This window comes from Companilactobacillus miaonis (assembly GCF_036913615.1).
Taxonomy (GTDB): Bacteria; Bacillota; Bacilli; order Lactobacillales; family Lactobacillaceae; genus Companilactobacillus.
The window spans coordinates 64,663-77,843 of record NZ_JAYKTX010000001.1; the positions used below are offsets into that span (position 1 = coordinate 64,663).

A 13,181-nucleotide genomic window follows, 5' to 3' on the forward strand; every position below is an offset into this window, starting at 1 on the left:
GTCGGTTTGTAATCATCAAATAGTAAAGAATTCTTGGTTCAAAGAAAATGAAAACCACCTAACGATGATTCAATCAAATGCATGCCCGTATTATTGTAGAAAATGCTTCTATTTCACTTATGTCTGAGAGACGCATTCTATGAATTGTTTGTGTATAGTTGATGGTTTAAAGAATGAACTCGACCGTAGAATTGATATTTAAAAAAATAACGTTTTTAACACAAAAATAGGGGCTATTTGTAATAAATAGCCCCTGCAAAACATTGACGTAACAAGCCAAAAAAATTACAATTAATATCAAAGGGCTATTTATCTAATATACTAAATAATAACCCCTACAATAAAGAAGCCTATTAAACCAGTATTTTAAGTAATTAATCTATAAAATCATTATCAATAGTTCTGAAGGGAGAAAAAATGAAACAATTAGTTTTACCAATCAAAGACAGTAACATTTTAAGTGAAGTTCAAGATACCTTGTTACGAAATTTTAAATACGGACGGAGAAATTATACGATCTTTCAAACTGGCAAGGCTACCCTACTTCGAGTCTCAGATGTTTTGGCTTTGAAATATAACGACGTTTTTGATAACTATGACGAATTGAAGAAGACAGCTTTTATTCATGACAAAAAGACTGGAAAGCCTAATACTTTATATTTGAAACCGATTACTCGGGATCTATTGATTTATCAAAAATGGTTATTAGAGAATAAAGTGAATTCTGAGTGGTTATTTCCATCAATGCAACGACCAGAACGACATATTACAGAAAAGCAGTTTTATAAAGTGATGGCTAAGACCGGTGATTTGTTGAATATTAATTATCTCGGAACGCATACGATGAGAAAAACTGGAGCTTACCGTGTTTATGTTCAATCAAACTACAATATTGGCTTGGTGATGCGTTTATTGAATCATAGTAGTCAGCAGATGACCTTAGCGTACTTAGGACTTGACCAAGAATCACGTGAACAAATATTAGATCAAATTGATTTTGGATAAAAAAAGCGGATTCAATATTGTAGTATTTACAATATTGAATCCGCTTCTTAATGTTTACGAATTTATTTTTAAGGTTACATAACATAAATTAAAATAAGTTGTTCAAAATCATTCCCATTCTTTGATTCTAAATTATTACAACGTGCTTTCCATTGTACTTATTAGATTCTAAGTCGTGTTGTGCTTGACCTACACTTTCCAAGCCTTTATATACGTGGGCAATTGGTATTTCAATTTTGCCAGCCTTCACATCGTCCAAAATTTGTTGCAACATATTTGCTGGTAAATCACTTGATTCACCGGCATAACTAGTCAAAAAGACGCCGGTTGGAATCATAAATGGAGTGAAATTGTCCAAGGTCCATTTACCATCAAGTTCTCCAGTAAAGCAAACTTTGCCACCTTTACGTGTCAAAGCCATATCTTTAAAAAGTACGGTGAAACCAACTAATTCCAAAGTTGCATCAACTCCATTTGGAGCGATTTTTTTAATTTCCGATTCAAGCTTTTCGTCGTCAATTAAGGGATAATCAGCACCATACTGCTTCAAATCTGCGAGACTTTTTTCTCTGCGACTCGTGGCAATAACTTTAGCTCCAATGAGTTTACCTAATACAATTGCCATCAAACCAACTGTTGAAGTCCCACCATGAACGAATAAAATATCATCTTTTTTCAAGTTTAAACCTTCATTTAATGAACCATATGCAGTTTGCAACATTTCAGGAAGAGCACCAATCTTATCCCACGAAAGGTCACTTTCAAATGGAATTACGTTCTCTTCTTTGACCATGACATATTCGGCGTATCCACCATCAATTGCACGGCCCATACCACCCATCATTGTAACCACTTGTTGACCTGGTTGATATTTGCTACCTGTATTTACTTCATCAACAATTCCAGTTGCTTCAATTCCTAAAATTCTTGGAAAAGTGAAGTCACCATCTGATTTACCTTTGCGACTAATTACTTCAGATTCATTAATACCAAATGCTTTTACTTTAATTATGATAAAACCAGGTTTAAGTGTTGGCTTTTCAACTTCTACCGGTTGCATTTCACTTGTTTCACATGGTTGCGTTAACCTAATAGCCTTCATATTTAGATCTCCTCTATATTTTTAAATTAAATTAAATTTTTGAAAATGTTCTTTTAAGTAATCAAGAGTTAAACTTTTCGACTTTTTAACAAGTTCCATAGGTTCGCCGGCCGCCATTAATTTACCACCATTAGCTCCGCCTTTTGGACCAAGGTCAATTAGATAATCAGCATTAGTCATTAAATCAAGATCGTGGGTAATAATGATGATTGTTGCACCTTGAGTTTTTAATTTATTCATTACCCCAATCAAAGTTTGAACATCAATTGGATGCAGTCCAACCGATGGTTCATCGAAGACAAACATCGTCTTATTTTGTTTACCCGTCAGATGATTGACCAATTTTAGTCGTTGAGCTTCCCCACCGGATAATTCTGGAGTACTTTCTCCTAAGTGCAAGTAATTAAGTCCAATTTCATCTAACAACTTTAATTGTTTTTCTATTTTGGGTACTGACTTGAAAACCTTTAAGGCATCTTTTACTGATAAATTCAATAGATCAACAATTGAATAACCATGCCAACGAATTTGTTGAATTTCGTCTTTAAAACGATTGCCGTGACAATAAGGGCAAACTTCAACCATATCAGGTAAGTATTGAATATCTAACGAAATTTTGCCAATTCCGCCACAGTGTTCACATGCGCCTTGTTTACTATTATATGAAAAATATGAAATTGTATACTTTTTAGCTTTAGATTCAGGTAAATCAGCAAACATTCTCCTTAAATTATCCATAATTGTTGTGTAAGTAGCTAAGCTTGAGCGAGTATTCTTTCCGACAGGTTTAGCATCGATACTAACGACGTGATTTAATTTAGTATCTAATTTGACTATTTGTTTTGGCAAATGTTGCTTTTTTTCTTTGGCTTCAATAGCAGGAACTAAACTATCTAAAATCAAACTAGTTTTACCTGCACCTGAAAATCCTGTCACAGCAGTAATTTTATTTCCTGGAATCGAAGTGGATATATTGTGAAGATTGAAGTAATTATCAACTTTAAAAGCAGTGGTTAGTTTCTCAGAGTCTTTGATAGAAGTGACTTTTTCATGCATGATGTTAGTTTGACCGGAAATAAATGGGCCAATCAGTGAATTTTTATTATGAGTTAATTCCTCTGGTGTACCTTGCGCGATGATTTTGCCACCAGCGTCACCAGATCCAGGACCGATTTCAATCACCCAATCGGCGGCACTGATAATGTCAACTTCATGATCAACCACTACTAATGAATTTCCTTGAGCAATCAATTTTCGAAAAATATTGATCAAACCTTTGACATTGTCAGGATGTAGTCCAATCGAGGGTTCATCTAAGACATAGAGTACGCCAGTTGTTTCAGTTCGTAATGTCTTTGCTAACTGAATTCGTTGTAATTCACCAGTTGATAATGTGTTTCCGTTTCTAGACAAAGTTAAATAATCTAAACCTAAATCTAACAATGGCTGTAAAGTTTCTCGAAGATTTTTAAATAAGACTCGTGCCATAGCTTGCATTTCGTCAGGAAGTTCAACTTTGGTTTGCTTTTCCCAATCTTCCAATTTACCCAGTGTTAAATCAGAAACTTCGGCGATATTTTTTTGACCGACAATTTGCGTTAACAATTCTGGATTCAAACGAGTCCCATGGCAGACTGGACAAACTGAAAAATGAAAGAATTCATTTATTTTATTGATGGAACGTTCGCTCTTAACAGTTTTTAGTGAATCATAAACAGCTTCGTAAGCATTCTCATAAAGTGTTTTGTCAGTATGGAAAACTCGTCCAGTTGAAGTTCGAAAATCAACCGAATATTGTTTTTTCTCGCCGTGCAATACGATATCTTTTTCCTTATCAGTTAAATCTTTATATGGAACATCAATCCGAACTCCTAGTGTAGCTGCAACTGTTGGCATGAAATTTCTACCTGGCAAATGCCAAGAAGCCACTGCTCCTTGATCAAGAGTCAACGTTTCATCACCGATTAATTTACTTTCATCCAAACTACGAATTTTACCAGTACCGTGACATTTGACACAGGCACCACCGGAATTAAAAGCAAAATCTTCGGCAGATTTTGCCATAAATTCCACACCACAGACCGGACAAGTTATGACGCCCATGCGGTCCCCGGGTAAATCCATTGCTTGAGCAATCTTTAAACTGGGTTCAATTCGGTGACCATTTGGACAAACGGTGGAACCTAAACGTGAGAAAATCAATCTCACCACATTAAAAATTTCACTCATCGAACCGACAGTGGATCTTTCTGATGGAACTCCAGGACGCTGACGTAAAGCAATCGCTGATGGAATATGTCTAACTTCTTGAACATCTGAACGTTTGCTTTGACTAATACGTCTTCTAGTATAGGTAGATAGGGCTTCTAAATATCGACGCGATCCTTCAGCATAAAGAATTCCCATGGCTAAAGAACTTTTCCCAGACCCTGATGGACCTGAAATTGCGACAAATTTATTTAAAGGTATGTCGACATTGATATTTTTAAGATTATTGACTTTGCCCCCACGGACTTCAATTTTATTATTCATGTAATTCCTTTCATTAATAATATAACTTAATTATTTCATTGGTATTTGATTATTGCTTAACTGTATAATTAGTGTAAACTATACAGTTGCGTTACAGTCAAGATGATTTTTATTAAGAGGAGCAGCTAGATGTTAAAGATTAGTGAAATGGCTAATTTAGCCAATACGACCAGACGAACATTAATTTTTTACGATGAACAAGACATTTTTACGCCTAATCATCGCAGTGACAATGGTTATCGTTACTATGATTATGATCAACTTTATGATTTATTATTCATTTTAGGATTACGGAATTTAGATGTTCCCTTGAATGATATAAAGAAAATTCAAAATTCAGCCACTACTTCCGAGACTCTATTGGTTAATACACAGAAAAAAATCAATAAGAAAATTTCCGAATTATTAAGAATCCAAAAAGTTCTTAATCAAAAGGTGAAAAGACATGACTTTGTTGACGAACAACATCTTTATGAGCCGGCGATTAAAAAATTGTCAAAGCATATCTTCTGGAATTCAACTAAATCTGTTGGTTGCACCCCTGATGAGGTTGCCCAATTATTTTCTAATTTTTATAAACAATTAGATAATTTAGCAATTATGGAAAATAGTCAATCTGGATTCTTCACTGACTTAACTGTTGATAATCCTAATGAATATCCAAATGCTTCTTTTCAAGTCATCAAGGAAGTCACTGGTAAACAACAAGTCAATTTACCAATTATTACTAAGCCAGCTGGATACTACGCTTGTATTTTAGTTAGAAATAATCAAGAAGGAATCAATTTTGGTTTAACCTCTTTGAAAAAGTTCTGTCTTAATAATGATTTGAAGGTTGATGATAATCTATGGCAAATCAATACCAACAACGAATTCGTTGAAACTGGTGCTTCCAAATATGGATGGCTTGAATATGGCATTCGTAATTAAAAAATTAAGTAAAAAAAACTAGAGAATCTTTAAAAAATTCTCTAGTTTTTGTATGTTAATTTCTAACTAATTGATTTTGTTGAATCCAGGCATTAGTACCGATGCGATACATCTTGATCTTTGTAGATGGATTTACCGCACGTCGATCCACGATCCAAGCTGATTTAGCTGGAACTGTTTTACCTGTATAATAACCATTATCATCGTAAATTTTGGCATTCGTTGTTGCTGTAACAGTTGTACCAGCTAGGAAACTAGCCCAAGGTAAGGCATCTTTTGCAGCAACAAATCCATTAGTAGATACATGATAATAGAAATTGCCATCAATGATTGCAATTATATCTGATGCCCATGAAGTATTTGGTGCCAATGCTAAATCGACACGTTTATTACCGTTACGGTCATAAATAACAGTTTTTTGGTCTTTAGTTGTAACACCGCCACGAACATCAGCAACTTGATAATTATCACGAGCTATATAGTCAGCATTTTTACGATTACTATCAGCTAAATCATATTTAGATACATTAGCGTAATCATTTTCATTAGTTAAGTAGTAAGCGTAAATATCACTGGCATTATATTTACTATGTGATTCTTGATTGTTACCCATTTCTTGTGAGAAATAAATCATACCATCTGAACCAACACTTACACCGATACCAACATAATTAATATATGGATTTAGCATATTTTTACGGTGACCGTAATTAGGTTCTGGATCATAAGTTTCACTGTAAAATTCATGGGTAATCTTTTCAGCAATAATAGTTGGATCAGTTGTACCGATCATTGAATATGGCATTTGAGCAATATTTTCTTCCGCATCCAAATAATAAGGGTACATATTTGCTGAATTCCAACCGGCATGATTATCGACCCCAGTTTGAGTAAAACTGTCAGTTCTTGATTGAGCATAGTTGTTCAATTCAGTTACTTGACTCAAAGCACTTAAACCATTTTGAGCACGCAAACGATTCAATTCATTCAACATTGCAGTTTTGACAGCCATGATGTCAATATTGTTATAAGCAGCTTGTGTTTTTGCAGTAGTCGAACTAGCAGAATTATTAGAATTGCTTGCCTGACTATTAGAATTACTACTTGAATCTGATGATGGCTTAACAACTTGGTTGTTCGTATCATTAGTATTTGTGGCAGTTGATACAGTCGTATCATTCTTTACATTAGTTGTATTGGTAGAATCATTCGCATTTGCTTCATCTGCATAAACGACGTTTCCCCCTAAACTAGTTGCTAGAAGTGCACTTGCGGCTAATAAAATAGCTGCTCTCTTAGTTTTAGAAAACATGATACTCCCCTTTTCCTTGTGAAGATAATGGTTACACTTATTTTAACTCATAATGTGTATTAATAAAGCTTTGATTATAATTAATATTTTATAATATTCCAGTAAAATAAAAAACCTTTCGGCTTTTAATTAAGATTTGTCAAAATCCCTGATCCAGGCGACTGCCAATGCGTCTTTACCCAAATGAGCTCCAATAACTGGTCCAAAATATGATCGATCAAGTGTAACATCAGGATATTTTTCCTTCAATTCACTAGCCCATTGATCACCATCAGTTTTATCGTCAGCGTCGATTACTAACAAACGTAATGGATAATCGGCACTTGCCATAGCTTTAGCTAATTTTTCTTCGGCTTTTAGCTTGGCTTTCTTCATTGAACGAACTTTGTCATAAGCAACAATTTTGTGACTCTTATCATCGAACTCTAATAGTGGTTTAATATTTAACATCGTCCCAATTACAGCTGAAGTATTTGATAATCTTCCACCTTTGACTAAGTTTTTCAAGTCGTTAACTACAAAGGATTCACCAATTGAGTTTCTTAAACTATCTAAACGTGTAATAATTTCGTCCAGTGATTTATCTTCTAGAGCCATTTTAGCTGCGACTTGTGCTAAATAGCCCATTAAGCGTACAGTAATATGTGAATCGTAAACAACAACATTGATGTTATCAATTGTTTGTGCAGCGCTCTTGAGATTGTTAACAAATCCAGAAATGGTACTTGCCAAATGAATCGAAATTACGGTATCATAGCCTTCTTTAGCCAATTTATCGTAAATATTCATCATTTCACCAATCGAAGGTTGGGCCGTAGATGGCAGTTCGGGTGACTCTTGAAGAAGTTTATAGAACTCTGAAGTAGAAATATCTATATCTTCTCGATAAGTTTTCGTATTAAACACTACTTCTATCGGTACAACTGTTATATTATATTTATCGACTATTTCTTGTGGCAAATAAGATGTACTATCTGTTACAATGGCTATTTTCATAAATTTATCAATTCCTTGTTTGGTTACGTATAATGATTGTATAACCATTAGATTATATCATACTCAATCAAATTTATATTTGTTACAGTTTAAAAGTTTCAGAAATTCTCGGATATTATCAGAAAGGAAGTCAAATATGTCTTTTGACGGAATGTTTACCCATGCGATGGTAAACGAATTGAACCAAAATTTACGTGGTGGACGTATTGCCAAAATCCAACAACCGTTCGCTAACGAATTGATTTTAACGATTAGAAGTAATCGCAAGAATCAGCAACTACTCTTATCCGCTCATCCTTCATATGCTCGTGTACAAATTACACAACAACCATTTGCAAATCCTGCTAAACCATCAACATTTGTGATGTCTTTGAGAAAATACATCACTAGTGCAATAGTACAAGATTTTCGACAATTGAACAATGACCGAATCGTCATGATTGATCTCAGTGCTAAAAATGAATTAGGAGATATTCACGATTACACAGTTATCATTGAGATCATGAGTCGCCATAGCAATATCTTTTTGATCAATAAGGAAAACAATAAAATTATTGACTTGATCAAACGAGTTTCCCCAGAAAATAATAGCTATCGTGGACTCTTGCCGGGTGACGACTACAAATTGCCACCTGCACAAAATAAATTGAATCCCTTCACGGAACACTTAACTGAAGCACTCTCAGCTAGTGAATTACGTCAAAAATATGAAGGAATCGGTTTGGATACCTCTAGCGAATTAGCAGCGGCATTAGCTGATGGAAAAAGTTTGAGTGACTTTACTGATCTCTATAGTAATCACCCAATGCCAAATACCGCAAATTCAAATGATAAGAAAAAATTAGGTTTCTTCCCAATAGAATTTAACTATACAACGACTAAGGTCAAAGATTTCGCTAATTTAAGTGAATTACTCGATAATTATTACTTAGATAAGGCACGAGTAGACCGGATCGAAAATCAAACCAAGAGTATCACCCATCGACTCGATATTATTTTGAAAAAAGATAAGTCTAAAATCAAGAAGTTGAACAAGCAACTCAAACAGACCGATGTAATGAACAAGTACAATTTATATGGTGAATTGTTGACGACTTATATGTCTAAAGTTCAACGTGGTAGCTCTTCCATTACTTTGACAAATTATTATAATAATGAAGATGTCAAAATTAAGCTGAATCCAGAATACTCCCCTTCTGATAATGCTCAACATTATTATAAGAAGTATCGTAAGTTACAAAATTCTATTCCTCACATTAAGGAACAATTAGAGATTACCACTAATGAAGTCAATTACTTGGAGTCAGTTTTAGCCTCGTTAGAATACGTTGATATAGAAGATGTTGACGGAATCGTTGATGAATTGATCGATGCCGGTTATATCAAAAAGAAACGCAAGAATGCTCGTAAGAAACGTAAGAAGCATGTTGGTGAAGACTTTAAGACAACTTCCGGACTTGACATTACTGTTGGTAAGAACAACCTCGAAAACGATCAATTGACGATGAAACTTTCTCAAAAGAATCATTATTGGTTCCACGTTAAGGATATTCCTGGTTCCCATGTGATTTTGAAAGACAGTCATCCAGATGAACAATCAATTACTGAAGCTGCACAAATTGCTGCTTACTATTCAAAGGCTAGAGATTCATCGAAAGTTCCAGTTGATTATGTTCAAATAAAAAATATTCGCAAACCAAATGGAGCAAAACCAGGATTTGTTATCTTTGAAGGTCAAAAGACCATCTTAGTCGATCCTAATCGTCAATTAGTGAACGAATTAAAGAGTAAATAAAAAACGCCAATTTTGGCGTTTTTTTATTTGAGATCATCCATAGCTTTTTGCATACCTTCTTTGTCTAATAACTTATAACGTTTGTCGTCAATCGTTAAAAGATAATCTTCATCATAATTGCTGAAGATTTTATCTAAAGGCATATCGTCATCAATTTTATTACCTAGTAACAATTTTACCAAAGTGTCAATGACATGAACGGAACTGGCTAATTCATGGCGAATAATATCATTAGTCATTCCACGATATTTCTTTGAAACGAGCCAGTGATCATTTTGTAAGATCAGTTCAAAATTATAAATGGCAACTTCATGTTCATCTTCTAGTTCCTGTTTGATCAGTTTAGCAAATTCACTGCATGTTTCCACTTGCATGAAATTGTTAACCGAACTGACCTCATAAAGATGGTTGTTGCGTTTAGTGCGATAAATCACTGACGGTACTAAGAAATTATTTCCATCCGTAATCACCATCACTCGAGCAACTGTATCACCTTGTAAACCAATATTTTTCAATTCTTGAGCACTGAACTGGAAAACACGCTTATCGTCAGTGTCAATCATATTTTTGGATAAGTCGATAATATTTAAAATACTGTCACTCGGAATCAGATTCAATGATTTCATTTCCATATGTGGATCATCGATCTCAATCAACTTTCTACGCATAGCTAAGGGAGCGTTCCATGGTTCACGACCGATAATAATTGGTTCAAGTCCATTTTGATTGATTGACTTAGTCAATTGGAACAAGACAAACTGTCGAATCGTCACGTCTGTTTTTGAAGTGATGATCGGCGTACGAACAACGATTTTTTTTCGGTCATTTAATTTCAAATCATTAGTGATACCGCTTGTAACGAAATAATTGTTATTCCCATAATTATTATTAGCGACTGAGATAGCCGATTTACTCTTAACAACACTTTTGGTAACAATATCGGGACTATCAAGCAAAAGTTTACTGTGCCCTACTCCTTTGATACCCATTTCAACCATTCGTTCAACATTTTTACCATCAATTTCGCCTTCACGAATTATCAGATTATTATTGATAATATTTTGTAAGGCAGTTAAATATGGCATATTGATGCCCGTGATTTCAGATAATACTGGTTTCTCAAAATTTCTACGCATGGCTTCAAGGAGAACATCTAGCATCCAATTAGTAGGATGAATAATCTTTTCAAATAATTCATCGTCGTCCAACTTGCGTAATTGCTCGTAACGAGTGAAATTGTTATTTAATTTATCGTTCAAGGCCCCTTTATTGAGGACTTCTTCAAGACTAAAGCCGTTGACGATCACACTGGAATTAGAAGTTTTACTGGGACCAAGGTATTTTTGGCCTGGGGTATTCCATTGTGGAAAGCGGGATGTTATATGGTCGACAAAAGGCTCCGTGGCACCATTGAAAAAGTTACCAGCATCAAGCTGTAATTTATCCAGATGATAACCGACACAAATTTCTGCCGTAGCAGTAGCAATAGGATAACTCGTTGCATATTCCAAGAATTTTGTTTCTTCACTTAAACGAGGAATAAATTCAGTAATAAAAGTTTCATTAGTAACATGATTATAGGCAAAATGAACCGTACAAACACCCACAATATCAAATGCCCGAACTAATTTGATGGAATAGTTTCTTAAACGTTGCAATTTTGAATCATTCAGAGAAATTGCCGGTGAAATTAAATTGGAATCCAAATGATGAATACCAATTGGTTCAATGTCTTCAATCGTGCCAATCAAAGCAGAATTATCAAACCTGTCACGCACAATTGTAAATGAGTATTCACTAAACCCTCGAATCGAACGTTCAATTTCAATCTTAGTATCTTTTAAATCTTCTAAAGCCATAAAATTGTCCAATTCGAACAAATTATTAATATTCGTCCAACCACTAGAATGACGGTTGGAGTAACGTCGTCTAGCAATGATAGGAAAACCGATCGAACGAATAAAACTATAGATTTCTTTTTCATCATCCGAAGAAATGAAATTAATCACGGGTAAATGAGCTTTGTTTAGCTTCTTGATAAACAAATCACGCTTGAAAGTTGCCAGTGATGAAGCGTAATTGGCACCCAAAATCCTTGTGTTACCAATTTTTCCATTCAAACTTGATACAATTCCTAACGCATTTCGATCCCCAACAGTTGGCAAGATAGCATCGGGATGGTATTTTTGAACAAATTTCAAAACATTTTCACCGCTAACTTTTTCAACGACAACTTTGTCAAAAAAGTGTCCAGCGGATAACAATGACGTTGGATCTTCGACAATGATGGAAATTTTATAACCTAATTGATGCAAAATATCAACTGAATCATAAAGTGCTGTCGAAAGGTCAACATTTTTATCACTGATCGTTGGACCGATAATTAAAATATTATGAATATCGTTTAATTCCATTGATTTCTATCTCCTTCCTGTTGTTTGACTGACTCGATCAAATCGATGAATTCGTCAAAAACATAATAGCCATCTGTTGGACCTGGTGCGGCTTCTGGTTCAAAGAGAACGCCCATAATTGGCAAATACTCGTGCCGGATTCCTTCAATCGTTCCATCAGCAACACAGATATTAGTAACGATAAAATCAGATGAACCAATGTATTTTTGATCCAAAGTGTATGAATGGTTGTGATTAACGAAATCAATTTTGCCACTGGCGACTTCTTTTACAGCTAGTGAAGACTCATGATGCGGAGTTGGTAATTTTTCGATTTCACATTTATTTGCTAGTGCAATCAACAAACTACCGAGGCCAATCCCCATGATGGGATAGTTTTTTTGCAGTGCTTGAATTATCGATACAACATTTGGTAAATCTTTCGGATCTCCAGGGCCATTTGAAAAAATAATTCCATCAGGATGGAGGTTTTTGATCTCTTCAATACTAGAATTATAGTTAACAATAACAGAGTTACAGTCACGATAAGATAATTGTCTTAAAATTGAATATTTTAATCCCAAATCAACTATCACGATCTTTAAACCCATATTGGGATTAGGATATGATTGTTTTGTTGAAACCCTTTTAACTAAATCTGGTGGTAAAACCAAAGCTTTGATTTGATCGATGGCGTGTTCGTCATGAGTATCCATAATACTAGCTTTCATTTCACCGTGTTCGGCAATATGAGTTGCTAAGGCTCTAACGTCAACGTTTTTGATTCCAGGAATCTTTAAACTAGTGATCCAATCTTCAAAAGAAACCGAATTGTCGACTGTTGACAAACTAGATGAGCCAATCACAACACCTTTACATTGTGAATTGATTGATTCATAAAAATCGCGATTAATGCCTGAGCTACCAACTGATGGAATCGTAAATACAATAATTTGACCTTCAGAATTAGGGTCAGTAACTGATTGTTCAATTCCGGTTCGATTATTTGATATTACCAATTGTCCGGTAGTAATGATAGAAGATCCAAACCCTTCTCCAGGAAAAACGGTTCCGTCTTCTAAAATTAAATAACGCTTCATAGTTTAGCAACTCCTC

At 34.7% G+C, this 13,181-nt stretch carries 9 protein-coding genes; 3 read left to right on the forward strand and 6 right to left on the reverse strand.

Translation table 11 applies throughout. From position 1 onward, the window contains the following. Positions 1-417: 417 nt before the first annotated feature. On the forward strand, positions 418-1,005 hold the full coding sequence (locus U8521_RS00330) for a site-specific integrase (protein WP_334332455.1): 588 nt from the start codon (positions 418-420) through the stop codon (positions 1,003-1,005). Positions 1,006-1,132: 127 nt separating this feature from the next. Here the strand turns inward: U8521_RS00330 and U8521_RS00335 are convergent, their stop codons facing one another. After that, positions 1,133-2,107: a zinc-binding dehydrogenase gene (locus tag U8521_RS00335; RefSeq protein ID WP_334351489.1), complete on the reverse strand. Its 975-nt coding sequence runs from the start codon at positions 2,105-2,107 to the stop codon at positions 1,133-1,135. A 21-nt stretch (positions 2,108-2,128) separates the two neighbouring features. Next, positions 2,129-4,639, reverse strand: coding sequence for an excinuclease ABC subunit UvrA (locus U8521_RS00340; protein ID WP_334351490.1), 2,511 nt, complete (start codon positions 4,637-4,639; stop codon positions 2,129-2,131). 129 nt (positions 4,640-4,768) lie between these two features. Between U8521_RS00340 and U8521_RS00345 the strand changes: the two genes are divergently transcribed. Next, positions 4,769-5,569 carry a MerR family transcriptional regulator gene (locus U8521_RS00345; RefSeq protein WP_334351491.1) on the forward strand — a complete coding sequence of 267 codons (801 nt, stop codon included), beginning with the start codon at positions 4,769-4,771 and terminating at the stop codon, positions 5,567-5,569. 55 nt (positions 5,570-5,624) lie between these two features. On the opposite strand, the gene U8521_RS00350 is transcribed toward U8521_RS00345, so the two are convergent. Further along, positions 5,625-6,881 (reverse strand): CAP domain-containing protein, encoded by a 1,257-nt coding sequence (locus U8521_RS00350; RefSeq protein WP_334351492.1) that lies wholly within the window; start codon positions 6,879-6,881, stop codon positions 5,625-5,627. 129 nt (positions 6,882-7,010) lie between these two features. Then, positions 7,011-7,877 carry a DegV family protein gene (locus U8521_RS00355; RefSeq protein ID WP_334332450.1) on the reverse strand — a complete coding sequence of 289 codons (867 nt, stop codon included), beginning with the start codon at positions 7,875-7,877 and terminating at the stop codon, positions 7,011-7,013. Between the two features lie 136 nt (positions 7,878-8,013). On the opposite strand from U8521_RS00355, the gene U8521_RS00360 reads away from it, so the two are divergent. Then, positions 8,014-9,672 (forward strand): Rqc2 family fibronectin-binding protein, encoded by a 1,659-nt coding sequence (locus U8521_RS00360; RefSeq protein ID WP_334351493.1) that lies wholly within the window; start codon positions 8,014-8,016, stop codon positions 9,670-9,672. Positions 9,673-9,695: 23 nt separating this feature from the next. Here U8521_RS00360 and U8521_RS00365 read toward each other — a convergent pair whose 3' ends face one another. After that, entirely contained in the window at positions 9,696-12,086 is a 2,391-nt protein-coding gene (locus tag U8521_RS00365; protein WP_334351494.1) for an ATP-binding protein, read from the reverse strand. After that, positions 12,077-13,165 (reverse strand): carbamoyl phosphate synthase small subunit, encoded by a 1,089-nt coding sequence (locus tag U8521_RS00370; RefSeq protein WP_334332447.1) that lies wholly within the window; start codon positions 13,163-13,165, stop codon positions 12,077-12,079. Before U8521_RS00370 ends, U8521_RS00365 begins: the two co-directional genes overlap by 10 nt. Positions 13,166-13,181: the final 16 nt, after the last annotated feature.

Coding starts and splice junctions, on each gene's coding strand:
- U8521_RS00350 (WP_334351492.1), bottom strand. CDS start 6,881: ATGTTTTCTAAAACTAAGAGAGCAGCTATTTTATTAGCCGCAAGTGCA.
- U8521_RS00370 (WP_334332447.1), bottom strand. CDS start 13,165: ATGAAGCGTTATTTAATTTTAGAAGACGGAACCGTTTTTCCTGGAGAA.
- U8521_RS00345 (WP_334351491.1), top strand. CDS start 4,769: ATGTTAAAGATTAGTGAAATGGCTAATTTAGCCAATACGACCAGACGA.
- U8521_RS00355 (WP_334332450.1), bottom strand. CDS start 7,877: ATGAAAATAGCCATTGTAACAGATAGTACATCTTATTTGCCACAAGAA.
- U8521_RS00365 (WP_334351494.1), bottom strand. CDS start 12,086: ATGGAATTAAACGATATTCATAATATTTTAATTATCGGTCCAACGATC.
- U8521_RS00330 (WP_334332455.1), top strand. CDS start 418: ATGAAACAATTAGTTTTACCAATCAAAGACAGTAACATTTTAAGTGAA.
- U8521_RS00360 (WP_334351493.1), top strand. CDS start 8,014: ATGTCTTTTGACGGAATGTTTACCCATGCGATGGTAAACGAATTGAAC.
- U8521_RS00340 (WP_334351490.1), bottom strand. CDS start 4,639: ATGAATAATAAAATTGAAGTCCGTGGGGGCAAAGTCAATAATCTTAAA.
- U8521_RS00335 (WP_334351489.1), bottom strand. CDS start 2,107: ATGAAGGCTATTAGGTTAACGCAACCATGTGAAACAAGTGAAATGCAA.